Raw genomic sequence first — 23252 nt, forward strand, 5'->3', positions numbered from 1 at the left:
ATGCCAGCTACACCCACGATCAGTTCACGTCTGGAGGGCACGACACGTGATGGGTGTCCATGTATTGTAATCTTACGGGTACTCCGGCATTACGCTTTCTATGCAGCATCAGTTGCTCGTACTGCTCGGGAACTGTCAGGAGTGATGTGCAAGATACAGAGGCTGGATGCGGCAGCCACTCCCCCTCTTTATTCATAGGTCTCTGGGCGCAACTACTTGCAAATCTGTGTTGTGAGTCTGCCGATAGTGCTACAACCGAACAGGGTCGTACGGGTTCCTGTCGGGCCGCCCGCTTGCGAGGTGAGTCTCTGGCAGGTCCAGTGTAGCCGTCCACGACCAGAGTGTTTCGACCGACGACTCGTCGCTTTCGCTCGCACACGCACAGATACCCGTCTCGGGGTCAGCTAACGTACTCTGCAGGTCGGTGAGCCGTATCGGGCCGGACGCGGTATTCGTCCACTCGCGAAGGGCTGCCAGTCGTGCGTCGCTGTCCGGGCGTCCCTCATCGTCAGGCTCGTAGACAGCCATCGCTGGCGTCTGGAAGTGGTTCGTCGCCACTCCCATCCCATCGAAAACGGTCGTCGTCACGTCGCCCGGGCTTGCCTCGACGAGTGCGATTGCGCCGGTCGAATCAGCGAGCAGAAAGTTGGTGTTGCGGGCGTGTGGCACCCGTTCGAGGAAGGTAACCCCGTCGTCGACCGTCTCGCAGGTCTCCAGCACGGTTCGAGCGGCGAGTGCGAACATCACCCCCGGTTCGAGTCCCCGATGGGGAACGAAGCTGTGCCCAACTGCGAGTCCGGCTTCGTTGACACCGTCGTGGCGCCCGATCCAGTGGTCCGAACACCCAACGTGCGCTAGCCCGGTATCTGGGTCCGTCCGATACAGCGTCGCATAGTCAGCGAACTCGGGGGAGAAGTCGTAATTTCGACCGAAAAGCGGCGTTCCATCGGCGGTAAACTCCCCAGAGAGGGCGACGACTGTACACCCGGCGTCCCATCCAAGCGAGAGTGGTATCGCGCGGACGCGTTCGAGCGACCAGCCCCCTGCATCTGCGATACCACGAAGTTCGTCGAGTACTGCAGGGGCGACATCCTCGACGAGCGGAACACAGTCTGCAACGAATCGGCGCTGCGCGTCGGTGATGGGTTCTGGTTGGAATCCCCACCCTTCCAACATCTCTCCATACTGTTCTCCGATTTCGTACGCGGACCCCGAGAGCGTCACTTCGTTCATGGGTCCTCAACGACGGACCATAGCTTAATTCCAAGTAATAGACCCATGCTCCGTATCTATCACCCCGGACTACCACCAGCTATCGACTGGCCAGTGACCGACTCGCGCCCTCTATGCAGCACGGTTGCTGGAACCCACCAAGAAGCTGTCAGAAACAGCGTGCTGCATACAGCGGCTGAATGCGGCACGACGCTTCCGTTGAATCGAACTGGCCGCCTCGACCTAATTTGAACGGAAACTATTTGACAGTCTGTAAACCTGTTGGCCTCATGCCCTCCATCTCACGCCGGAAAGCCCTGCAATTGGGAGGAACCTCCATCACGGTGGGGCTGACCGGCTGTACGTCGATTCTACCTACCTCTCAGGACGACCCCCGCCTGGTCGAACTCGGAGCCGGCAACCACGACCCGGAAGCGCACGTGGTTTACGTGTTACTGGTGACAGACGGAGAGCCGGTGTACTGGAATCGAATGGCGCTCGCCCCTCACGATTCCGACGGGGATTCCGACGGGGATTCCGACTGGGGAGAGTTCGACGGCTATCCGACCGAGCCGGGATCCTTCCTACTCTACGTCTGGCGGGACGGTCAAGCGCGATCCGACTGGCAGCGGATCGATTTCCGCGAACACGACGCGTCCTGTCTCGGGATCACCATTCAGATCGGTGACCCACTCTCGGACCGTGGCGAGGTCAGTGTATACTCTCATTCCAATTGCCGCGTCGGGAACGAAACTGACACCTAAATAGTCGACGCCGAGCGAACAGTGCTAGCACCGTCCAGGGAGTATAGTGTCCCACATTCGCGCTCTGTATCTCGCGCCGTCACCAAGACCTGCCCAGTCAGTCTCTCCGTTGGAGTTGGAGAAAGTATTTAACTTTCACCCACTCAACAGCTGATATGAAACGTCGTCGGGTCCTCGCTACACTCAGTGCCGCCGCATCCGGGTCTGTGGCGGGCTGTTCTGCGTCACTGCCGTCTGGGACCGACCCTCCTGATGCCGCCTCGGTTGTCGAGAGTTATCACTACGAGGAGACCGAGCTGGTCGTCCAGTTCAGCGAGGAGTTCGCCATCAAACAGGCTAGTCTCTACGATTCGTCGAGCGGTACGCAGTACGCGTCTATAGAACATCCATCGTCGAATTGTCGGTTTCAGGTGGTGATCCCCGACCGCCTGGAGACGTACGCCACGGAATCACTTCATCTCGAAGTGAAAACGGCTACGGGGACGGTCACCGAGTGGATCTGGGAGGGCCCCACGCACGGCCACACGTCAGCTGTCGACGTCGGACCGGAGGGTCAAGCCCAGTTCGATATCACGAATCAGGGCGAAACGCCGCTACTCGTTCGGTTCGTCGCTATCACTGGCGACGTTCCCAATCCGACGGTCGATCCACAGCACGAGTCGTTCGACCGCTCGGCTCTTGGGTTTGGCCCGGGGGTACTGGGAACCGGGTCGAACCGTCCACAGTCCCCGAATCGTTCGGATTTAGTCATCTCACCCGGGGAGACAGCACCGTTCGAGACGACGTATGCACCATTTGCGGTTCCTGAGGACAGCAACGCCGCGTGGGACGGGGCGGACCGGACCGGAGAGATCACGATTGTAGAGGGGTCTGGTAGTAGCGCGAAGTACGACTTCACCTACCGCCTTGGCGACCAATGAGCAAGCGTTCACGAAATCCACTGCCGACAGATAGACTCGCGCTGTGTATTCAGGAGGAGTTGAACATTCTACTCGGAAGTTGTCAGATGTGGTGTGCGAGATACAGATGATAAGCTCACCAATCGGTCTTTTCTCGGTCGTTTCGCCTTCGGGCAGTTGACTATGCCGACAGATCAGGACTGCGTATCTCACAGAAAGCTTATCGTTCAACCATCGGGTATTCCCTTCATGAATTGGAAGGAAGGTACTCTCCTTGTAGCGGCCGTTCTTGTTTTCTGTGCGGTCGTATCTGCCATCACCATCGTTTCCTATCTCGCATATCTCGAAGGCCAAGCGGTTGCGGACTGTGGGCCTAGGCTTGACGTGATTTCGGGGGAGCACGAGACCATCGAACGGTCAGAAGTGACCACCTTCTCGAATCTATCCACCGAACAGCAACGAGCGTTCGAGCAGGCTCTCAATGGCGAGAGCCCCGAGGTAGATTCGTCGGACTGGAGCCACCCATACGTCCGATACAAGAACGAAACCTACGGAACCGCTATCATCGTCTGTTAGACTGAGTCCTCTGACCCCGTCGGAAAGACCGCTTTCCAGCTACCGGTGGTCAGTACGCGCGCTCTATGCAGCACGGCTGCTGAAACTATCACAGTTCAAGGGTTTCAACGGGCCAAGGCACTCTGAACGTTAGAAATAGACGAGGTACGTAAACTACTCAATAATAAGACCAAGGACAGTAATTGCCAACCCGAGATACGCCAATAGATTCACTCCGAAGAAGAGACTGAATACCGTGAAATTCGTACCCAAGAGCATTACCTTCACTCCGAAATACGAGGGTGTTGAAACATCCTCATCACTTTTCACAGCTCGAACCCGGTCTAACACGCTCATCTACACCCGCATAGTTCATTCCAGGGAACATATCTCCACCGGATAAAAGCTCAGTACGCACACAGACCTAACGGCTGTTTCAGTGGGAACGTTGCTAAGACAATAGGATTTCAACAGTGCCAGAGGGATGTATGCAGCAACATCTTTTAGCTGACAGGGGTGACCGGCCAGAGATCGAAGCGAGGCCGTCCGAACGCTTATTTGTAATCACCGACTCGTTTTACTAGAGATGGCCAGCACGACTCGTGACAACGGTAACGGCGGCGTTGAGTTCATCCACGAGGATGATGGACGAGTCACCGCAAAGGACATCGAGACGGGTGTCGCCTCCTTTGGCGACGACCGTGCGGAGGCACTGCGGATGCTCGCCGACGCACTCGATGCCTATCACGGGAAGGGTGAACCCGTCGATGAGGGCGAACTGGCCACAGATCTTGGTCTCGACGAGGACGAAATCGGAAGCGAAGGCCGCCCACCGTGGGACGAGTAACGTGGGCCGAACGACGTTCACAGGCCGGGAAGTCGCGAAGGTGCTGCTGAAATTCGGCTACGAACCGAAGTCACGAACCGGGAGCCACCTGACGCTGGAATACGTCAACCCCGACACGGGCGAGGTTCGACGGCCCACTGTTCCACTTCATGGAGAGATTCCTCGTGGGACGCTGGGGAGCATCGCAGAGCAGTGCGGTGCAGAAGATTTCCATTCGTTCTGTGACTGGATCGACGACCACTGTTAGAGCTGGAGTTGCGGGCTGTGACGTTGCTGGCGAACTAATATAATCCGGTGCAGTTTGCTCAAATCCTGTCAGGCGAGGTCTGCTGAAAGTAGAGGAGGGAGTCAGCAGCCGACGTTCGTATGTTTCGGCGTCTGTTCGCTGAATGCGCCGGCAGACCGGGAGTGCGAGTATGGCATGGCTGTTCAATCAGGAACGGACCTTATTCTACGCGGCTACGTAATCTGCCCCATGACAAAGGGGCGAGGCTATACTGTTCTAAACGCTATCTCACCACTTTCTCGTATTTTCAATAGTACACCATCTCCTTTAAGCAGCCCTGCCCCACTTCGTCTGGATACCTGAACCTCGATTTCTCCCACTGATACACCATCCACATACCCGTACACGGTGTACTGACCTGGTTCGTCTAGAATCCTGAGATTTAGAGTTCCACCTGGCGAGATATCAATAGGCTGTCCAGAAAGAGCCGTTGAGAGTTTTTCTTTAGGACCAAAAAGGACCTCATGTGGGCTGGAATGGTTATTTACCACTCTTGCGATCCCTGGCTTTCCCTTCTCTCCCAAGCGACCAGACAAAGCTCCCAAGCAACCAGACAAAGAAAGGAAACCACTGGTCGTCACCACTAAAAAATCACGTCTAGTATGGGGCATTAAATTACGATGATACTTTCAGTATGAAAACTTTGCTGAACCAAGGTTGACCTACTTCAGGTTCTCGAGAATCTGGAGGAACCGAAATGCGGGGGCTCCGTGGTCGCTAGTGTCTCCCGTTGCTTCCTTGCGGAGGTTCTGAATGCGCTCGGTGTAGTTTTGATTGATGACGAGTTCGATATCTTCACCGGTTTCGTTTTTGAATCTTTCCCCGAGTTCTTCGAGACCGTTGATTAGGCCACTTCCTCTCTCCCAACCAGTGACAACAGGTGCCCAGAATTGATATGAGTGATTGTCGGCGTTCGCAAACGTGTCGTTCACGTAGCGGTAGTCTTCGAGGAATTTCCGCTGGAGCTTTTGGAGAGAGTACTGGTGTGCTTTGGTATTAGTGAATTCAGTCCACCAGCCTTCGTCTGGTGTTCCAGAATAGAGTTTACCACTCATATGAGTCACCACCTCACAGACGTAGATATTTTGTCTGCCTGTGTCTCGATCGTTGTCGATGGCGATGACGTCGGCTTCCATCTGGTTCCCACGTTCCTCAGAACGGTTGTTATAGCTAACAACCTCACAGCCATTCATCCGCTTGTGGTACGCACCGACCAGCAGTTCGCCCCAAGTTGCATTTACCGGCATTACACATGAATTATGAAGGATTGGTAAGAAGATTTGGGCGGTTCGAAGTCTCTATACAGCTCCTATCCGTGGTTTGTGGCGCACGGTATTCAGCACGGTCGTTCCCGACGTACTCAGTCCCTGCCAGAAGCGGCATGTTGAATGAAGAAGGAGAGTACTGATTCCAGCGTATCTATTTGTCATGAGATGGTAAACAACGTCAGTAGTAATTCTCCGACCGTAGGTACTACTGTTTGGTTAGGATGTTAATCAGATTTTGATAGCTACCCCCTCTGTCGGTTCAGGCAGTGTTTTAGTGGATCAGTAGGGCGGTGTCACTCGAAACGACCCGGATCTGGATAGAAGATATCATTGTAGTCGTGGTATGTTAGCTGATGAATCTCCTCCATAGCTTGTGCGACATCCTTGGGAACTTCTGCTGGGGAAAAAGTGTGGTCACCATCTTGCTGGGTGGAGAGTTCGTCGGCAGCCCAGGTACGAGCTAAGATGAACCGTTTCCCCAAACTGGAATTATCGTAAGTTGAATCGCCAATCGCTTCTAAAAACTCGTTAGTGCCTTCAACCGTATCGATGTTCGTTTTCAAACTGAACGAAGTAGTGAATGGCTCAAGCTCTGTCTCATGGATAAGGTCTAGTACGGTTTCCCTCCGCTCATGGAGGACTTTCCGGTAGATGTCGTTTTTGACCTTATCTGGGGAGGTTGTGACTGAATATCCTGCTCGAATGTCACCACTGCGGGAATTGAAATCCAGAATAAGGTAGTTCTCATGGTAGTCGCTACTGGCGCTTCCCAATGGGCCTTCCTCTGGAGTGTACCCAAACCAGAGGTTCCTTGGCAGGTACTGCCAAGAACTCGTCGGGAAATTCTTCCGTCCAGCCCCCATTCCTCCGCTCACGCCTCGTCTGAAGAACTTCCAATACGACACCTCTTCAGGGAGGTGTGATTCGACGTCTTTCCGGAAGGAGTTAATGTCCTTGTAGTATTGTTCTCTCACCTGGTACGCCTGATTCAGTTGGTCTGTCAGTGTTTGGTCGTCAGCCATGATGTTGAATCCTCTAAAGGGTCTGTAGCCCTGTTTCTCTAAGATTTGAACCAGCATCTCAACTACACGCTGATCCGCTGTGGTCAGATTGGACTTGTCGATGTCAAGTAGGGATGTGGCCAAGTTACGCCAACTCGTCCAGATTAGATTCTTGGGAGGAATCTCGGTCCTAGATTCGAGGTTGGTCGGTCTGAGCCGTTCCTCTGTAATATGCAGTAACCGGAGTTTGTCTGAATCCCATTCCTGAGTCAAGTCGTCAAACTCATCAGAAAGTTGGTTGTAATCCGTGGGAGCACCCATCTTCGCCTCAACCATGAGAGTCAGGTTAGGGGTGTCTTCTACGACCACGTCTGGTTCTCTTTTGTCTACTGTCTCGTGAAACGTGAAATCTGGCGCGGATGCAAACGTAAAGTCGAACCGAGGTGCTGAGAAGACTTCGTTGAGCGCATCTCTTCCCAACAGCTGTAGGCACCCAAATACCGCTTTCGTGAGTTCGTTCTCTATATTGATCTCGACGAACTCGTCCGCGATCCCGTACTCATTCATATCTCGAACGAAAACTACCAACCGCGCCTATTGTAATAATTCTAACGGGACGGGTTTATAGACAGCTAGTTGTGGCGCGTCTAATGGCAATTGCGTCACCGGAATTGGCTCGCGTGATGATTGAAACAGAGCCAGACAGGTCCTGCTCCCGGTTCCCCAGAGCGCCAAAGTGGTGACGTGCGGAACCTGTAATGGCAGCGGGCTCTACGGGACTAGCCTGTGCACGAACTGCGATGGCGTCGGTTCACGGGTGATATAGCCTCGCCGAACTGGTGCCCAAATTTGATGGGCCGAAGAACACTGTCTGCCCGGGCATTCGGAAGAGGATATCTCTACTGGCGTGGAAAGATTCACGGTGCTGCTGCAATTCCGAGCTCCAGCTGAATGCTGGCACTCAATCAGAGGAGGTTGAATATCCGTTCTCGGTACAGTCCCCGGATATCTTGATAGTGAGCGGTCAGGTACTCGTCGATAGACTCGCCTTCACCAGCACCTAGCTTGTCACCACGCATGTACTGGACCAGTTCGCGTGGGATGTTCTCTTTCAGCTTCCAGTAGCTCGTGAAGTAGTGCCGTCCGTAGTGCGACGTGATCTTCCGGTACCCATCCAGGTCGTTGTACTCCGAGAAGTGGTCCTTCCACACCGTATTGACAGTATCCCCTTGCTCCATCTTCTCGAAAGTGCGCTTACTCAGTATGAGCCAGGGCTCTTCCACAGTTGGACGTGTTGGAAGGTACTGCATCAACACGTGCTTCGTTTCGTCGTCGAGCGGTAGAATCCGTGGACGCGACGACTTGTTGCCTTCGCGCTCGTATTTCGACGGGATATACAGAGCGTTCTCGTATCCCGAAAGCGCATCCGAGGTCCCGATTTCTGGGTACCATTCCTTGAGCCCGGAGTGTGCAATCGCGATGTCCTCGAGCCGGATGTTCAGTAGCTCACCGACCCGAAGGCCGAATTTCAACTGCCAGACCAGGAACAGTCGTTCGCGGACGTTGGTACAGTCGGCAACGACAGAACGGAGTTCTGCGATCGATATCGGGGGGTGCTTCAGTTCCTCCGCTTTCGTTCCCAGGTCTGCTTCGCGAAGCGCGATTCGGAATGGGTTGTAGTCTGCAGGGTGAGGGAATGCGTGGTGTTCTTGCCACCACTCGTACGCGCGATTGATGTTTCCGATCTTCCGCTTGACCGTCGAGATGCTGTTTCCGCGGTCCTGGAGCAGGTGCTCGATGAACCTGCTCACGTAGGTGTTGCTCGGGCACGCGAAGTGCCGCCCAGACTGTTGCATGAACTCTCGCCACTGGTCGAAGGCGTACTGGTAGTTCTTCCGGGTAGACTCCGACGGATCCTTCGTTAAGAGGACGCGGTCGAAGTACGCGTCCAGTGGGTCGACGTCCAGCTGTTCGAAGCGGTCCTGATGTTTCGCGAGTGGGTCCGGGTCACGACCGAATGCGTTTGCTATTCGCGCGATTTCGTCGTCAGTGTCGGGGGGAGTCATTCTCTTGTCACCACCTCGTCCCACAGTTCTCGACTCGATTCGTAGGCAACCGCAGCCATGACGAACGGGTGATACCGGTGAGGATACTCTGTGTGATGGAACATCCACCTGTAGAATTTCTCGATGTCTCCCCAATACCTCGCAGCGGTCTCACGGTTCACGTCGAACTCTTCGATGAGTTTCTGTGCGTACATATCTGCGTCGGCGGGTGTGCAGAGTGCGTGGTGGCGACCTCTGGTCTTCATGAACGATTTCCACCGAGTCTCCGTCCGTTCCAGGTATCTTCTCCGTCCTGACGTAGCAGATTCGTCCCAGGAACGAGTCGAGAGGTAGGCCTGCCACGTATCCTGGGTCTCGAATTCGCTTTCGTAGATGTTTAGACGGTGGTGGTCAGGTACTCGGTCGATTGACTGGTACATTCCTGTTCGAATCGCTGGATCGATTGGGATCAAGCGGTCGGTTTCAGACATCGTCTGATTCCCCCAGGAGGTGGTACTCTCCGTCGACGTGTTTGATGTCGTCGCCATCGAGTTCGTCCAGTAATTCAGCCACGCGTACGGGCGCGTCGTCGATGATGTGCTGGACCAGCTCGGCGAACGTTGCGCTTTGCCGTTCCTCGAGGAAAGCTACGACCGATTCGCGTTCTCCACGGTAGAGTTGCTCCTCGACCTCTTGGAGGCGGTCACGGGTCTGGTGCAATTCCTGTTTCAGGTCGTTTCGTTGTTTCCGGAGTTCGTTCGCGTCGTCGTCGTAGCCGATGGCAGGGTCTATCTGTTTGTACCCTACTTCAATCATCTCTATCATGAACCGAGAGACGCTATTGTAATCTCTCTCGTCCGCTATGCTTCTCCACCGGAGGTACTGCTCCTTCTTTGGGTAACACATTGCGGCCTGAGTGTCGTCTCCAAGCTCCGTCATCGACTACGGCACCTCGTTATTGCCAGCCGCAATTCGGGTGGGCATGGGCGATTGGGTGACTTGAGGAGACGAAGCGAATAATCAATCACCAGTTGACCGTTCGCCAACCGATTCCGAGGACTCATTCTTTGCCTCCTTCGAGCTTGAGAGCGTTCCCGCCCTCGTTGAGTTCGTAGGTTAGATGGTCAACCTCATCAACGTCGATGCCAATCGCCTTGAGATCTGTTTTACTCAGGAAGAGACATGCCCCGAGGACGTCTCCCTCGTGTGTCGTAGATATCTCTGCATCACGTGGGAGGGACGGGGGGTCCGCAGGCGTTTTATTCATATATTCCAACACCCAACCTGGCGCCGGACTTTTGGACAAACGTTGCGTATATGCCGCAATGTATCGCATCCTACTAGTTTATCAGTAGGATTTTCTATAAAATCAAAACCTAGGAAATTAGATTTATCTGGCCACGGCACACAGAGGGAAGCTATGAAGACTCCACTGCACAGTGTTGAACCCGGAAGTTGGATGTGCTCAGGCATCCCTGCCAATCTCAAACAAAGTTGGATATGCGATGGGCAGAGCATAGATGCCCGTTCAAAAATATTCGTAGAATCGAATGAAGGCGGAGCGGTAGAACAGGAAGAAGCTGGAAGAAAGAAATCTGGGTTGGCTGCAGCGTCCCTATTGCCTCAGCTTTCAAGTCTTGAACCGCAAGCTGTCGTTGAGCAAGTAGTAAGTTTACAGTCCCTCAAACTTGCTGCTTTAAATCATATATTTTCATGGCAACCTTTCCCGGAGGCCCTGTTACCGGAGGTCCTGTTACCATTCTTGATTGGTTTACTGGGTCTGGGAGCAGTAGTCCAGAGCGAACTAGCAGAAGAGCGCTTTGGGGCCATCTATGTGAGGGTCAGTACGAATGCTCAGGTAAAAGAAGGTAAAAGTATTGAAGAGCAAATTAGTTCGCTTCGGAAAATAGCCGAGGAGGAGAATATCACCCTGGTATGTGAACCCATTGTTGATGGTGGAAAAACGGGCACGAATTTCGAACGTGATGGCATTAAGGAAGTAATTGACCTGGCGGTGAATAGAGAAATCAATTACATATTGGTCGATGATCTTGACAGACTAGGACGTCTTGCTCCAGATATCGTCTACTTAATCTGGGGTCTACGCAAGGACTTCGACGTGACAATTTTCACCAATGAAAGTGGTGAAGTTGACATTGAGACGATGGAGGGTCTTGCCGTCGTATTTATCAAGGCATTTTGTGCCCACTTCGAAACCGAAAACAAATCAAGAAGGTCAAAGAATGTCCGACGCAGCAACTTCAAACAGAACAGTTGGAAATCGCTCAAATCGACAATTCCGATTGGATATGAGAAAGAGGGTGACTGGATAAAAATTGATTCAAAAAATGCTAACCAGCTCCGACTGGCTCTTTGGAAGTTCTATTTAGCGGACATAGATTCCGGTCCGTACAAAGTAACCAGTGAAGTGCTTAAACGGTGGTACCCTGACGTGGACGGCCATAAGGCCAAGAAGCTTCTCCAAGATCCTGTTCTTATAGGATTGCCAACTGCTGGTGGAGGTGAAAGAAGTTTCCACGAAACACGAGGCGCCGGCGTTACTGTATCTGATCCCGACCTGAGAATCATCTCAACGGAATTCTTCGCACGAATACAGAAGAAAATCGAACAAATCTACAAGAAGAATTCAAGTAATGACTCAGATCCCGAGGACGTCAATGACTTCATCTGTGAGTTCGGTCTATTTACCGTAAAAGATGTCTTTGATTGCGTGGAGCTGGTCTGTCCCTCCACTGTTTGCCCTGGGAAACTAGTCAAGAATGGAGTGCGGAATACCGAAGATAGAGTGGTGCACAACTACACGTGCAATCACTGTGGGCGAAGTAGGAAACTTCCAACGAAACGACAGCTGCAAGATTTGCAACGGCGGGCCAAAGAGGATGATGACAAATGACGGAGTCACCCGATGCCCTCATTCCATTAGTCTCAAAGGAAGGTCGCCTCATCCCGAGATTCTGCGTTTATCTCACTGAACAGCTCAGGGAGGCTGGGATTCCACCGGAGTCCTACGTTGAAGTTCGATTGGGGACGGATTTTGAGTGTCCCACTCTCATCCTCAGTTTCGCCGGTCAAGAAAAACCACCAAATGTGTCCAGCCTCACTCGGACTGTCACCGCGGAGTCTCGGGTATCGCTTCCAGGGAATCTGGTTGTGCACAGGGACGGGCCTCTTCAGGCGACACTCAACTTGGACCCAGCGACCTACCAGAATAACAATCGACTTCTGTTTGAACCGATAGTCGGTGAACAGATTATCGCCCTCGTACCACGCCGATGGGAAGATGGGACAGAATACAAACCGGGAACGTACTCGCGGTACGGATATTGGAAACAAAGAGTCCTGGAGGAGAGGTCGGTAGAGCCTATAGACCGCGAACCCGACCAACATACGACGACTCCTGAGATAGACATCTGCACCAAAATCCCTGAAGAATATATTCTGAGAGCGCATCAACACCATGGTGTAGATCGAGAGGTTCTCAGAGCAGCAATAAAATCGGTTGAAGAGAGCGATCCGTCTCCTGAAATTGTAGAGGAATATGAGCCTCTCCGAACGGATCAGTGTTCGATATTTGTGGTAGAAGACATTGAATGGACGAAAATCCAACTCGATGTCGAAATACCCACCAGAGAGTTGATTGATGCTGTCAAGATGGCACATAGACTATACGCACAAAAGGTCATTGAGCAAGAAGGAACGATAAGATACTACCGGGCGGGAAGGGAGCACGAATACTTCGTTGTTTAACCGGGCTATCTATCCTCTACGTAGTTGAAGTAATCATCTCTAATCTTCCGTACCAGTCGTGCCTTTCTCCCCTTAGACATCTGTGGCCGATCAGATACACCCGCTTTCTGGAATCTGGTCCGTACCTCAGTAGCGTTCTCAAAGAGTTCTTTACTGATAATCTGATACTCCTCAGCCCGATTACTGACATCTCCGACTGAATACTCACCAGTGTATAGTGGGTTTCGCAGAACAGTTCCGACTGTACTCGGTGTCCACTTTACACCCTTCCTTCCGAAGTGATATGCCTGGTTGAGTGTTTCTGCCACAGAAGGCATCGATTCCAACTCGAGATATTTTTTGAATATTCGTCTAACCAGACTCGCTTCGCCCGGAACGATCTTCAAGTATCCATCCTCGTCTACCTCATATCCTAACGGCGGTGAGGCGTTCGGCCATTTGTGTTCCATCGCCCTGGCAAGGTGCCCCATTTTGGTTCTCTGCTTGATTAACTCTCGTTCGAACTCGGCAGCGTTCGCTATATTCCTGAAATTGAATCGACCAGCCGGACTCGTCGTATCCAGTTGCTCGGTCACGCTATGAAGAGCGAGTCCCCAATCGGAGAACTGCTTCTCCAGTTGGACCGCGTGCATGATCGTCCTCGAGAACCGGTCCAACTTCCAGAACACGAGAACGTCGAACGCGCGGATTTCGGCCAGCGAGAGCATTCGCTGAAACATCGGACGGTCTGTGTCTTTTCCACTCTGGGCTTCGTCCCGGAAGATGTAGTGAACCTCCCATCCGAGCAGATGGCTTCTCTCCACGCACAGGCGGACCTGCTCGTCGATTGAATAACCGTATTTCTGACTTACAGAGGACGTCCGAGCGTATATTGCAGCTCGAAGTGCGGTGTCCGATTCGTCGGTGTCTCCAAGACCTTCTACGAATGCAGTACTGATGTCGCTCATCCTACCACCCCGCTCGAACGAATATCCCGGAGTCTCACGCGAAGGGTTTCCCCCGTGATGCCTGCAGTCTGTGCGATCGTTCGTTGTGTGACTACTCCACCGGCCGCTAGATAGAGCGCAGCCCCAGCAAACCCGACTGGACTTTTCCCAGAAACCGTTGTTTCGTCGAGAGAGTTCAACAGCTCCAGTGCTTCCGCTTCGTGACGTCCCTCGAGGTGGAGTTGCTGGCGAAGATACGGGAGATATTCTCCCGGACGACAAACGGTACTGGGCCAGTCTAGCTCTCTCGGAAGTTGCCGAATGAGACGTCTGAGCGACCCAGTTCGAACAGCTGCTGCATTCGCAATAAGGCCTGTGGGACGAGGGTCTCCAAGTTCACGTGCGGCCAGGGCAACCACAGCTCCTACCATCAGGTCGGTGGACCGGCCATCGGTGAGATTCTCGACAGCGACCTCAGTGTAGATCTCGGCTGCTCTTTTTCGGACGTCTGTCGCGAGGGTCAACCCGTCGGAGATACTCTCCAGGACTTCCAACGCACTGGCAACCTGCTGCTCAGTGCTGTTCGATATCGTATAGTACTCCGCCCACGAGAGCTCCGTTGACAATTCGTCGTCTGGTTCCTCTTGGAGTTCCACATGTTCGACTGTATCCGAGATGACCGCTCCACAGTCATCACAGATTGGGTCGAGTGAGGAGACGGGTTTGCTGAATCTGTGCGACCCGCAAGCCGGACAACTGCTGATTTCGTCCGAGGCTTCCTTCGGTGGCGAGCTTTCGGTCGGCATCTATACCTCCCTCGGGGTTGCGGTCTGTGCGTCTGGCTTCGGTCCCTCGAGCGTCGCCAAGATACCACCCTCAGCGCATTCCTCACAGTGTGGGGGTTGCTCGACGTCACCGTCCCAGGCTGGGGTCTCGAAGGGATACGACGAACTGCAGACTGGACACTGCCAGTCGTAGGTTCCCCACTCGGCGGCGAGTTCAGGGTACTGATGGGAGAGGGTAGGCGTGAGGCATGCGTCGGGATACGCCTCGAGGTAGTCCTCGAGTTGTTCCTTCGGATAGTCCGGATCGAGGGGTAACAGACCGGTGGTACCCTGGTCCGAGAACGGGCCGTCAGCGCGACCACACCGTTTCTGGTACGGACAGTAGTTGCACTCCCACTCGTATTCCGGGGTCGGGGGCGGGAGGGAGCGAGTTCGCCGATAGTTCGAATTCTCGTTAGCCCAGGCGAGGACCTGCTCGGCCCAGAACTCCTGATCGAACTGGATGTGGAATATCCTCGTCGAGAAGTCGTCGCGCGTCGCGTAGAGAATGATTGCATCGCCGATTCTACGCTCGAACTTTTCCGAGAGACCGTACAGGTAGGCGTGAACCTGTGCGAGATGCTGTGGCTTCGGAGCGTCGAGGCTGGCGACGGAGGTCGTCGTCTTGATCTCAGTCAACAGGAGTGGTTCACTATCCTCGTCGACGAATACCGGGTCTGTCTCACCGCGAATTCGAACGGGTCCATCTGCGCCTCCAACGGTGAAATCTACCCACATCGAATTCCGAACGTATTCCCCATCGCCGGTCAGGCTTTGCAGGAAGGGGACGGCGACCTTGGTCTCGAACTGAGATCCGAACCAGAAGATACCTGTCGGCTCGCCTTTCTCCGCTGGTGCATTGTGGGTTTGGTAGTGCACGCGACGGTGGCACTTCAGGAGCCGATTCGGGCTGTGTTGTTCTGGGTCCGGAATTCGAGATGGGCCGTTGAAATACGGCTTTCCTTCCTGTATGTTCTCCTTGTGTTGTCGCTCCCTGTACCACGTTGTGAGGTTGACCGCGTCTAACTTCGAAGTGAGTCCATCCGATGGACTTGCAGCTTGATTGGTTGACTCGGACCGCCCCCGCGTCTCCGGATGCATGTCTACAAACAGGGACTGGTTCTATTTGCTCAATCACCGGTTGCGGTCTTCGTAGAGGCTGTCCGTCTGACTTTACGATCGAATTTTACAGCTCACAAGCAGGATAGGGCGACCTTCCAACCGGTTCCACCGGGGTCAGCTGACTGGGATAGGGTGACCGAGGGATAAGTCGGTGAACAGCTCTATCGCTGGCTCTTCGATAGCTAGTAGCAGTGCAGCGAGTGGGAACTGAGGCCCGCGTGTGACGGTCTGGCGCTTGGGGTCATAGATTACGATGCCAGCGTCAGCAAGAGTCGGTAAATGTGTTTGAGAGAGAGCGTTGTACACATTCCGGTACGGTTCCCCCGTCGCCTGACTACGTGGAACACCTTGCTCGATACTGGCGATCCTTCGAGCGAGTTCCCGTGTCTTCATGGTGTTCTGATCGAACGCTCCGAAGATTTGGATGACGAGACGTCGCCTTCGAGCGCGAAGTGCGTGATGGAGGGTCGAGATTAGTTGTTCGGTCTCTGGGTCCGTCATGAGACTTGGTACCGCGATTGGTTTACTGGCGCCAATGCTCGGGTTCAGAACCGTGCCACTCCTGTCGGCGTGTCTGATAGCGGTAGGACCTATGGACACAAAAAGTTGTGTTTAGAAGTTTTCTCATTCGGTCTAAAGACCGGTTTTGTGCTGGTCTTAGGGCCGTATAGATTGGATAGCCGTTAGATGCGGCCCCGAATCGAGTGGATGACACAGGCAGACGAGCGCATCCTCGAATTCCTCCAGGAGAAAGACATAGTGGCCTCTCCCTCTGTGATCGCTGCCAATATTGATTATACGAACGAATACATCTCGCGGCGCTGCCAACGATTGGCTGACGGAGGGCTTTTGCAGCGGGTTGATCCTACGAACTACAGAATCACAGAACTCGGTGAACGATTTCTGGCTGGCGATTTAGAGAAAGAAGATTTAGAATCCAGATGAAGCACAGAAAACAGCGTTGATGCACTCGGGAGAAAGAGACAGACGGTGGTTATGTAGAGCATCTGGGCCGTACCGTTGCATCCATGCACCTCACGAAACTACTGTCTGGCTTGAATCCGACCCGAGAGTTTAGCTTCGGGAAAAGAGAACAAATAGCTCCGAATCACGCACAAAATCCTATTAGTCTATCGAGTCTTCCCCCGTGTACGATTTCTACTAACAGTACAGTCACTTCGAGCTTAGCTCAGATGTCGTATTTCTTGGCGACAACTTCACAGATATCGTAGGGCTTTCGTCGAGAGCCATAGAATGAACTCTACGGCTCTCAGGAAGAGCGCGCAACGGCTCGTCGGGCTCTCTGACAACACCTCCTGCGTGCTCAACAAATACATCACCGTCCACCGCAAAGACGTGACCGACGAGTACGGGAGGAACCCTCTCATGACCACGCACAATGTACGGATTGGGTTCTCGACCATCTCGAAGATTGCCTATAGCTGGTCCCGACTGTGCGAATTTGGACAGGGCTGTCCACACGGCAGGGGCATCGACGGCTACCCAGCGGCGGGATCCAACAAGTCGGCGACCAAGTGCCCATCGAATGGCTGCTCGCACGCATATCGCCACGCCGGCATTCCGCACTACCTCTCCAGTGACGTCCCACAAGACGCCGTAAGCAACCCCGCAAACGGTATACCTACGACGCAACGCAACTCGAACGCAAGCCATGACCGCTACGAATCGACCATCGACTGCTGACAGTCCCGTCGCTTGTCCTCGAGGTACAGCCCACCGCCTGCTTCGACGTCGTCGATGCAGTCAGGGTGGTTGACGTAGAACTTCGCGAACTCGTGGAAGGGGTTGCCCTCCAAAGAGTAGTCGGGGCTGACAGGAGTCGGCAGGATTAAAAGCGGATCAGCTAGTTTGTATCGAGAACAATCATAATGTGTCAGGAACAGTCTTTACACTGAATCTTTCCTGCTGGAATAACTATTGGATTCTCCGCAGAAAGGTGGGACTGACAGGACTCGCACTTTATTTCATCTGGCACACCTGCTCCGATCGCATACGGGGCTTGGATTGAGGCAGTTCGATCACCTTCACTTACAGTGAGTTCTATTTCCCCTCGTTCGTAGGCAACAAGGGTTGAAGAAACCGGCTTGGTGGTAATCTCGATAGCGTGCCGCTCGTATATCTTCTCGCGTTTATGTGCAAAGCCCCTCTTTTTCTCTTGAAGGATATTCTCGAGTTCCGTCTCCAGGTCTTCCTTATCGTTTTTCAGTTCTCGGCGCTTCTCAAGTGCCTCGACACGCTTTTGTTGGGACTCGGCACCATCGACATCTGTAGTGAGATCCTGAAGCCGGTCAGAGAGTTGATTGATCTCATTCCCTATTTCATTGATGCGTTGCTCTTGCAACTGTCGATACTCCTCGAATTCTGAATCAGAAGAGCGAGAGGCCGATTGGCGAACCTCCGCTATCTTATCTCGCACCGCTTCTACTGCAGCCTTTTGTCCGGCTGAAATCGCACTTGCAAGCTTCGTAGAAGACACCCCCAAACTCTCGTCCACGCCATATTCTGTCGTTCCGGAGGACAATGACTCTCCAGGCACAAAGAAGCCCTCAATGAGAATCTCCGAAATCCCTGGAAGTTGCTGTTCCGACTCGACATCCACTGTAACCGCCTCCAAGAATTGCGTCTGGTACTCGCTTACTGTCTCCAAACCAATTTTAACGAACACGCAGACTGCGGTTCGGTCGTAATATGGGTTAAAGCTAGACTCCACCACTGAAACATCACTCTCTGTAATCCATGAGGGATACCGATGGTCGCCATCAATCAGGTCTTCTGTAAGAGCCAACTGCCCAATGGTGGCCATCTCCGCAGCCTCGTCAAGCAACTGCTGAGTGAATTCACTTTCCGGAGAGAGGACCACAGCACTGTCGTTCTTCGCAGTGTCACGCTCACCTAACAAGACCTCTAACTCCTGGCTGTCAGCAAACGCCACGCTGACGTGAGTTGGTAAGCGAACCTGCCACCGATCACCGTTATCCTGAATCGAGGCACCGAGTCCATTGAAGTAGTCGCGAGTGAATCTCTCCAGAGCGGATTGAGTCACAGGATGCGTAGCGTCAGTCATTGTCCGCCCCCAGGTCGAAGCTTTCGAAAACGCCGCTGTTGAACTCCTCGACCTTCTGTGAAAGGTTCTGTTGCTCCTCGAGATCGATCGCCATCGAGTCGAAATCATTCTCGAGATCAACCTCGGAGTCGGCGTTAGTAAGCCGCTCGAAGATTTCGTCTTCGAAGCTCCGGCCGGAGTCCTCGAGACGAGTGAGGATCGTACTCAGCTCACCAACCGTCTGCTGGAAGAGATCGATCTTGTGGTAGAGTCGATCCAGCACGTACTCCTCGATGGTTCCCTTCAGCCCCATATTGAAGACGTAGACCTTGCGCTTCTGTCCGATACGGTGAATCCGTCCGATTCGTTGCTCGACCTTCATCGGGTTCCACGGCAGATCGTAGTTGACCATGATATTGCAGAACTGGAGGTTACGGCCCTCGTTCATCGCGTCGGTGGACACGAGGACACCACCCTCCTCGCGGAACTGGTCCACGATGTCTTCCTTTTCTTGGCTCGAGTGTCCGCCGTGGAACGCGTGAGTCGTGTATCCCTGCTCGTCCAGCGCTTGGAGGACCTGGCGCTGGGTCGGTCGGAACTGAGTAAACACGATAACGCGGCCCATCTCGACATTCTCACGGACTTCTTCGACGATATCGAACAGCCGGTCCTGCTTTGTAACCGTCTCAATCGCGTCGATCTTATCGAGGATAGTTTCGAGTTCGTCTCGGTGAGTTAGCTCGTTCTGTTCGTCAAGCTGTTTGAGAACCGTTTGTTCGAGCGCTGCCGGACTACTGACCACCTCCTTCTGGAGCAGCATCAACACCAACTTCTGGCCGCTGTCCTGGCTGTACGCCCCGCGCACGTACTCCGTCACTGCCTCGTAGAGTTCCTTCTCCGCCCCGCTCGGTTCGAAGGTCCGCGTGTCGATGATACGATCCGTGAAGTCGATATCCGTATCTTCACGTCGGTTCCGGATCATCACTTGACCCAACCGCCGCTGTAACTCGTCCCGGTTCACCAGCGTCTCCTGGCTACTGTTCACGAAGTAGTGATGGAACGTGTCCCGACTGCCGAACAAGCCGGGGCGGAGCAAGGAGACGATGTTATAGAGGTCGGTTAGCTCGTTCTGGATGGGTGTCGCCGTGAGGAAGAACGCGTAGTCGTAGGTGAGCTTGTCGATGAGGTCGTAGCGATCGGTTTCCTCGTTTTTGACGTAGTGAGCTTCGTCCATGACGAGGACGTCCCAGTCGCGAGCGAGCACGGTCGCTCGGTGTCGGTCGCTCTTTGCGGTGTCGATGCTGGCGATGATGCGGTTGTGGGCGTCGAATCCCTGGAACTCATCGTCGTAGTTGCAGACGAACTCAAGACCGAACTTCTCAAGGAGCTCACCCTGCCACTGCTTGGCCAGCTGCGCCGGAGTGAGGATCAGCACCGAGTCGTCGGTCTCGCGATAGTGCATTTCCTTCAGAATCATACCGACCTCGATCGTCTTTCCGAGGCCGACTTCGTCAGCGAGGAGCGCCTTTCCATCCATCTCGAAGAGGGCTCTGTGGGCAGCGTCAACTTGGTGTTCGAGGAGTTTGACCTCCTCTTCATCGACGCGAGAGAGAGACCGCAATTCGGTATCAGGCTGGCCAGCAAGGAGGCGATTCGCGACAACTGTCTGCCGGTGGAACGGAAAATCCGCGATTCCAGAGGAATAGGAGTTGACAATGTCGTCCGGGTCATCGTGCGTGACCTCGATGTCGACGAGGTCCTGCTTTTCCATGGTTCAACGAAACAGGTAGGTCGTCAAATAGGTTGTGTAGAAGAATCACATTGGGGGTAGCCGCGAAGTGTGTGGATTTATGAGACTCCGATGGATGAAAAGGTATATCTACAATGTCTCACGAAGCGAATCGCTCTGCTGAACGAAGTGAACGGAAAGAACTCCCGATAGAACGGGGTTTCCCTATTGAGCGGATTAACGAGATCGCCGAAAAGGAATCGCGGGCGAAGCAATGGTATAGGCCAGTATATACTATGCATAAGTGGTGGGCAAGGCGACTTGGCTGTGTTTTCCGTTCCATTCTTCTCTATTCTTTGCTAGATGACCCTGAGAAGATTGAGGTTCGAGAACCGGGCGAGAACGGCTCACTAAGCGACTATGGTGGGGGACATAGCGAAGTCCATGAGTTGATTGATAACGTGGAGATGGCAGACCCGGAGAGTCTGTGGGAACTTTATCCGAAGGATGTTCGCATTCATGACAAGAGAATCCTTGACCCATTTATGGGGGGCGGAACTTCGATTGTTGAGGCCACCCGTTTTGGAGCCGAGTCAATTGGTTCCGATCTCAACCCGGTTGCTTGGTTTATCACAAAAAAAGAGCTTGATGCCGGACAAACAGATGTTGACGAGGTTCAATCAGCATACGAAGATGTAAAAGAGGACGTCGCAGACGAGATTCGATCTTATTATCGTACCGACTGTCCGAACGATTCTTCGCACGATGCAAACGTAATGTATAATTTTTGGATGAAGGAGCTTGACTGCACGACCTGCGGTAGCTCAGTCCCATTGTTGAAAGATTACCGTGTCGGAAAAGCACGGTACGCAGACGGTACGAAGTATGATGTGTTCTGCCCTAGTTGTAATTCAATAATTCGTGCGGATGATTGGCAGTCTGAAACAATTTGCGGGGAATGCGGCTACACCTATAACCCGAGTGAAGGGAACATCGGACGTGGGAACTATTCGTGTCAAGAATGTGGCCAAAAGTATAAGATAATTGATGCTGTTAAGGAACAGGGTGGGGCGGATAAATCACTCTTCGCGGTCGAATACTACTGTACCACTTGCAAGGAGAATGGTTTATCGAAAGAGAAGGTGAAGGGATACAAGACTGCGGGAAAGAGGGAAAAAGAGCTTTACGACAAGGCAAGTTTGGAACTTGAGAATTCAACTGCGCTAGAAAAATATATCCCTGACACCGAGATCCCAGTCGGTATTATGACTGATAGTACTGCGTTTGAGGGGAGTATTGGTGGGGGTCATAACCTACTTGCTCATGGTTATTCTGAGTGGCGGGACCTGTATAATGACCGGCAGTTGCTGCTGTTGGCAAAGCTATTGAATGCAATTGATGATGTTGACGATCAAAATGCTAAGGAGTTCCTCTTACTCGCCTTTAGCGACTCTCTGAGCTACAATACGATGCTGACACGGTATCAATATGGATACAACAAAATTGTACATATGTTTAGTACGAACTCATTTGACGTCCCTCAGGAGCCTCTTGAAAATAACGTGTGGGGTGCTGAGCAAGGTGCAGGTTCATTTAGCGCTATGTTCGATATGATTGAGAGAGCTATAGAATACGCCAACAACCCAACTGAGCGCTATATACAGAATGGGGACACGGTTGAGACACCCCCATTTGCAACTCCTATTGGACAAAATTCAAAAATTGAACAGGCTGATGCGAGGAAAATGGATTACGATTCAGAGTTTGATGCAGTAATCACGGATCCACCGTACTACGATAATGTCATCTACTCCGAGATCTCGAATTACTACTATGCGTGGCTTCGACTACTCCTGAAAGACGAATATGAGATGTTTCAACCTCAACAAACACCGGGAGCCGAAAGTATCGTGGCAAACCCCGCACAGGGTAAGGGTGCAGCTGAATTTGAAGAAGATCTACGCGAAGCGTTTGGAGCAATAAGCGATGCCTTGGTAGATGATGGGGTCTTAGCATTCACATATCATCATAGTGACTCCGAATCTTGGGGTGAGTTACTTGAGGCTCTATGTGATGTCGGATTCGAAATTACAGCAACGTATCCAATCAATGCCGACCTACAGAAACACGGCACGAAAATAGGAGCAGGAGACTCAGTTGCGTTTGATATAGTAGTCGTTGGTAGACCAATTGAGGAACGTGGTTCGATCAGTTGGAACTCCCTTCGGCGCGATATCTACCGGACTGCCCAACGAACACAACGCCGACTAGAAGATAGCGACCGAGAACTCTCTAGAGGAGATATTGGCGTGATTGAGATGGGGGAATGTTTCCGGGAGTATTCGAAGTACCACGGCACGGTGCAAAGGGCGGGTGAAATAATGTCCGCTAAAGAAGTCGTGGACGAGATTTACGGAATAATCCAACAAGGTAGTGATATTGGTGAAATAGATGTTTTCCTTGATCTTCTTGAAACGCCCGACGCCACCTACAACGACTTGAACAAATTGACGCGGGGAACGAATGCAAGCACCGAACAGATGAAAGATATGAATCTTTACCGGAGAGAGAACGGGAAATTCATTCTCGGAACATGGGACGATGAGAAACGCATGGCCTATATCCAAGACCGAGTGAATGGTGACAGCAATGAAACCCTGAATGCGCTTGACAAGGCGCAATTCCTTCGCTACCGCTATGAGCAGGATAAGTCAACACAGAATCTTCTCTCAAAGTGGGACGTCGATGACGAACTACGCGAACTCTGTGAAGGGTTAGCCGACGCGACTGGGGATGACACCTACCGGCGTATCCTCGGAATCGACTCTACACTTGGAGATTTCTAAGCCGTCCTTCTCCTTCTGAGAGTTACTTCCAGCTGATTTCCCGCCGCGCACCGGCATAGCTTGAAGTGTTTCCTGCGTTCAGATAACACAAAACGC

25 protein-coding genes are annotated in these 23252 nt (G+C 52.9%); 9 read left to right on the forward strand and 16 right to left on the reverse strand.

Annotation, left to right across the window (positions count from 1 at the left end; all coding sequences use genetic code 11):
• Positions 1–249: 249 nt before the first annotated feature.
• Entirely contained in the window at positions 250–1233 is a 984-nt protein-coding gene (locus ACSC1W_RS02310; protein ID WP_435345050.1) for a C45 family autoproteolytic acyltransferase/hydrolase, read from the reverse strand.
• A 269-nt stretch (positions 1234–1502) separates the two neighbouring features.
• On the opposite strand from ACSC1W_RS02310, the gene ACSC1W_RS02315 reads away from it, so the two are divergent.
• The 3 genes from ACSC1W_RS02315 (at position 1503) to ACSC1W_RS02325 (ending at position 3451) form a co-directional block, all read left to right on the forward strand.
• On the forward strand, positions 1503–1976 hold the full coding sequence (locus ACSC1W_RS02315) for a hypothetical protein (RefSeq protein WP_435345051.1): 474 nt from the start codon (positions 1503–1505) through the stop codon (positions 1974–1976).
• A gap of 155 nt (positions 1977–2131) precedes the next feature.
• Entirely contained in the window at positions 2132–2896 is a 765-nt protein-coding gene (locus ACSC1W_RS02320; RefSeq protein ID WP_435345052.1) for a hypothetical protein, read from the forward strand.
• Between the two features lie 228 nt (positions 2897–3124).
• Positions 3125–3451 carry a DUF7979 domain-containing protein gene (locus ACSC1W_RS02325; RefSeq protein ID WP_435345054.1) on the forward strand — a complete coding sequence of 109 codons (327 nt, stop codon included), beginning with the start codon at positions 3125–3127 and terminating at the stop codon, positions 3449–3451.
• Between the two features lie 153 nt (positions 3452–3604).
• Here ACSC1W_RS02325 and ACSC1W_RS02330 read toward each other — a convergent pair whose 3' ends face one another.
• On the reverse strand, positions 3605–3787 hold the full coding sequence (locus ACSC1W_RS02330; RefSeq protein WP_435345055.1) for a hypothetical protein: 183 nt from the start codon (positions 3785–3787) through the stop codon (positions 3605–3607).
• 229 nt (positions 3788–4016) lie between these two features.
• Here ACSC1W_RS02330 and ACSC1W_RS02335 point away from each other — a divergent pair, with 229 nt between their 5' ends.
• Positions 4017–4277: a type II toxin-antitoxin system HicB family antitoxin gene (locus tag ACSC1W_RS02335; protein WP_435345057.1), complete on the forward strand. Its 261-nt coding sequence runs from the start codon at positions 4017–4019 to the stop codon at positions 4275–4277.
• Position 4278: 1 nt separating this feature from the next.
• Entirely contained in the window at positions 4279–4524 is a 246-nt protein-coding gene (locus ACSC1W_RS02340; RefSeq protein ID WP_435345059.1) for a type II toxin-antitoxin system HicA family toxin, read from the forward strand.
• A 245-nt stretch (positions 4525–4769) separates the two neighbouring features.
• Here ACSC1W_RS02340 and ACSC1W_RS02345 read toward each other — a convergent pair whose 3' ends face one another.
• The 7 genes from ACSC1W_RS02345 to ACSC1W_RS02375 form a co-directional block, all read right to left on the reverse strand.
• A complete protein-coding gene (locus ACSC1W_RS02345; RefSeq protein ID WP_435345061.1) occupies positions 4770–5087 on the reverse strand; it encodes a P-loop NTPase family protein in 318 nt (105 codons plus the stop codon).
• Between the two features lie 138 nt (positions 5088–5225).
• Positions 5226–5810, reverse strand: a complete 585-nt coding sequence (locus ACSC1W_RS02350) for a hypothetical protein (RefSeq protein ID WP_435345063.1) — start codon at positions 5808–5810, stop codon at positions 5226–5228.
• 314 nt (positions 5811–6124) lie between these two features.
• Positions 6125–7399, reverse strand: a complete 1275-nt coding sequence (locus tag ACSC1W_RS02355) for a hypothetical protein (protein WP_435345065.1) — start codon at positions 7397–7399, stop codon at positions 6125–6127.
• 398 nt (positions 7400–7797) lie between these two features.
• Complete coding sequence (locus ACSC1W_RS02360) at positions 7798–8898, reverse strand: tyrosine-type recombinase/integrase (RefSeq protein WP_435345066.1); 1101 nt, start codon at positions 8896–8898, stop codon at positions 7798–7800.
• A complete protein-coding gene (locus ACSC1W_RS02365) occupies positions 8895–9143 on the reverse strand; it encodes a hypothetical protein (RefSeq protein ID WP_435345068.1) in 249 nt (82 codons plus the stop codon). Before ACSC1W_RS02365 ends, ACSC1W_RS02360 begins: the two co-directional genes overlap by 4 nt.
• Before the next feature lie 217 nt (positions 9144–9360).
• On the reverse strand, positions 9361–9816 hold the full coding sequence (locus ACSC1W_RS02370; protein WP_435345069.1) for a hypothetical protein: 456 nt from the start codon (positions 9814–9816) through the stop codon (positions 9361–9363).
• Positions 9817–9937: 121 nt separating this feature from the next.
• Positions 9938–10153: a hypothetical protein gene (locus tag ACSC1W_RS02375; protein ID WP_435345071.1), complete on the reverse strand. Its 216-nt coding sequence runs from the start codon at positions 10151–10153 to the stop codon at positions 9938–9940.
• Between the two features lie 144 nt (positions 10154–10297).
• Between ACSC1W_RS02375 and ACSC1W_RS02380 the strand changes: the two genes are divergently transcribed.
• Together ACSC1W_RS02380 and ACSC1W_RS02385 are read left to right on the forward strand one after the other, a co-directional pair.
• Positions 10298–11791, forward strand: coding sequence for a recombinase family protein (locus tag ACSC1W_RS02380; protein ID WP_435345072.1), 1494 nt, complete (start codon positions 10298–10300; stop codon positions 11789–11791).
• A complete protein-coding gene (locus tag ACSC1W_RS02385; protein ID WP_435345073.1) occupies positions 11788–12645 on the forward strand; it encodes a DUF8048 family protein in 858 nt (285 codons plus the stop codon). Before ACSC1W_RS02380 ends, ACSC1W_RS02385 begins: the two co-directional genes overlap by 4 nt.
• A 5-nt stretch (positions 12646–12650) precedes the next feature.
• On the opposite strand, the gene ACSC1W_RS02390 is transcribed toward ACSC1W_RS02385, so the two are convergent.
• From ACSC1W_RS02390 to ACSC1W_RS02405, 4 genes are all read right to left on the reverse strand, one after another.
• Entirely contained in the window at positions 12651–13592 is a 942-nt protein-coding gene (locus ACSC1W_RS02390; RefSeq protein WP_435345074.1) for a recombinase family protein, read from the reverse strand.
• Positions 13589–14377, reverse strand: coding sequence for a hypothetical protein (locus ACSC1W_RS02395; protein ID WP_435345075.1), 789 nt, complete (start codon positions 14375–14377; stop codon positions 13589–13591). Before ACSC1W_RS02395 ends, ACSC1W_RS02390 begins: the two co-directional genes overlap by 4 nt.
• Positions 14378–15274, reverse strand: a complete 897-nt coding sequence (locus ACSC1W_RS02400; RefSeq protein WP_435345076.1) for a CRISPR-associated protein Cas4 — start codon at positions 15272–15274, stop codon at positions 14378–14380.
• A gap of 357 nt (positions 15275–15631) precedes the next feature.
• Positions 15632–16018, reverse strand: a complete 387-nt coding sequence (locus tag ACSC1W_RS02405) for a DUF7344 domain-containing protein (RefSeq protein ID WP_435345077.1) — start codon at positions 16016–16018, stop codon at positions 15632–15634.
• 186 nt (positions 16019–16204) lie between these two features.
• Between ACSC1W_RS02405 and ACSC1W_RS02410 the strand changes: the two genes are divergently transcribed.
• Complete coding sequence (locus ACSC1W_RS02410; RefSeq protein ID WP_435345079.1) at positions 16205–16462, forward strand: MarR family transcriptional regulator; 258 nt, start codon at positions 16205–16207, stop codon at positions 16460–16462.
• A 734-nt stretch (positions 16463–17196) separates the two neighbouring features.
• Here ACSC1W_RS02410 and ACSC1W_RS02415 read toward each other — a convergent pair.
• The 3 genes from ACSC1W_RS02415 to ACSC1W_RS02425 form a co-directional block, all read right to left on the reverse strand.
• Positions 17197–17334, reverse strand: coding sequence for a hypothetical protein (locus tag ACSC1W_RS02415; RefSeq protein ID WP_435345080.1), 138 nt, complete (start codon positions 17332–17334; stop codon positions 17197–17199).
• A gap of 77 nt (positions 17335–17411) precedes the next feature.
• Entirely contained in the window at positions 17412–18602 is a 1191-nt protein-coding gene (locus tag ACSC1W_RS02420; protein WP_435345081.1) for a hypothetical protein, read from the reverse strand.
• Positions 18595–20352 (reverse strand): DEAD/DEAH box helicase, encoded by a 1758-nt coding sequence (locus tag ACSC1W_RS02425; protein WP_435345083.1) that lies wholly within the window; start codon positions 20350–20352, stop codon positions 18595–18597. Before ACSC1W_RS02425 ends, ACSC1W_RS02420 begins: the two co-directional genes overlap by 8 nt.
• A gap of 113 nt (positions 20353–20465) precedes the next feature.
• Between ACSC1W_RS02425 and ACSC1W_RS02430 the strand changes: the two genes are divergently transcribed.
• Complete coding sequence (locus ACSC1W_RS02430; protein ID WP_435345085.1) at positions 20466–23156, forward strand: DUF1156 domain-containing protein; 2691 nt, start codon at positions 20466–20468, stop codon at positions 23154–23156.
• Positions 23157–23252 lie beyond the last annotated feature (96 nt).

The organism is Haloarchaeobius marinus, assembly GCF_051207415.1.
In the GTDB taxonomy this organism is placed as follows: domain Archaea; phylum Halobacteriota; class Halobacteria; order Halobacteriales; family Natrialbaceae; genus Haloarchaeobius.

Coding starts and splice junctions, on each gene's coding strand:
- ACSC1W_RS02370 (WP_435345069.1), bottom strand. CDS start 9,816: ATGACGGAGCTTGGAGACGACACTCAGGCCGCAATGTGTTACCCAAAG.
- ACSC1W_RS02335 (WP_435345057.1), top strand. CDS start 4,017: ATGGCCAGCACGACTCGTGACAACGGTAACGGCGGCGTTGAGTTCATC.
- ACSC1W_RS02320 (WP_435345052.1), top strand. CDS start 2,132: ATGAAACGTCGTCGGGTCCTCGCTACACTCAGTGCCGCCGCATCCGGG.
- ACSC1W_RS02310 (WP_435345050.1), bottom strand. CDS start 1,233: ATGAACGAAGTGACGCTCTCGGGGTCCGCGTACGAAATCGGAGAACAG.
- ACSC1W_RS02420 (WP_435345081.1), bottom strand. CDS start 18,602: ATGACTGACGCTACGCATCCTGTGACTCAATCCGCTCTGGAGAGATTC.
- ACSC1W_RS02350 (WP_435345063.1), bottom strand. CDS start 5,810: ATGCCGGTAAATGCAACTTGGGGCGAACTGCTGGTCGGTGCGTACCAC.
- ACSC1W_RS02315 (WP_435345051.1), top strand. CDS start 1,503: ATGCCCTCCATCTCACGCCGGAAAGCCCTGCAATTGGGAGGAACCTCC.
- ACSC1W_RS02360 (WP_435345066.1), bottom strand. CDS start 8,898: ATGACTCCCCCCGACACTGACGACGAAATCGCGCGAATAGCAAACGCA.
- ACSC1W_RS02390 (WP_435345074.1), bottom strand. CDS start 13,592: ATGAGCGACATCAGTACTGCATTCGTAGAAGGTCTTGGAGACACCGAC.
- ACSC1W_RS02425 (WP_435345083.1), bottom strand. CDS start 20,352: ATGGAAAAGCAGGACCTCGTCGACATCGAGGTCACGCACGATGACCCG.
- ACSC1W_RS02395 (WP_435345075.1), bottom strand. CDS start 14,377: ATGCCGACCGAAAGCTCGCCACCGAAGGAAGCCTCGGACGAAATCAGC.
- ACSC1W_RS02365 (WP_435345068.1), bottom strand. CDS start 9,143: ATGAAGACCAGAGGTCGCCACCACGCACTCTGCACACCCGCCGACGCA.
- ACSC1W_RS02330 (WP_435345055.1), bottom strand. CDS start 3,787: ATGAGCGTGTTAGACCGGGTTCGAGCTGTGAAAAGTGATGAGGATGTT.
- ACSC1W_RS02385 (WP_435345073.1), top strand. CDS start 11,788: ATGACGGAGTCACCCGATGCCCTCATTCCATTAGTCTCAAAGGAAGGT.
- ACSC1W_RS02355 (WP_435345065.1), bottom strand. CDS start 7,399: ATGAATGAGTACGGGATCGCGGACGAGTTCGTCGAGATCAATATAGAG.
- ACSC1W_RS02380 (WP_435345072.1), top strand. CDS start 10,298: ATGAAGACTCCACTGCACAGTGTTGAACCCGGAAGTTGGATGTGCTCA.
- ACSC1W_RS02410 (WP_435345079.1), top strand. CDS start 16,205: ATGCGGCCCCGAATCGAGTGGATGACACAGGCAGACGAGCGCATCCTC.
- ACSC1W_RS02405 (WP_435345077.1), bottom strand. CDS start 16,018: ATGACGGACCCAGAGACCGAACAACTAATCTCGACCCTCCATCACGCA.
- ACSC1W_RS02325 (WP_435345054.1), top strand. CDS start 3,125: ATGAATTGGAAGGAAGGTACTCTCCTTGTAGCGGCCGTTCTTGTTTTC.
- ACSC1W_RS02430 (WP_435345085.1), top strand. CDS start 20,466: ATGTCTCACGAAGCGAATCGCTCTGCTGAACGAAGTGAACGGAAAGAA.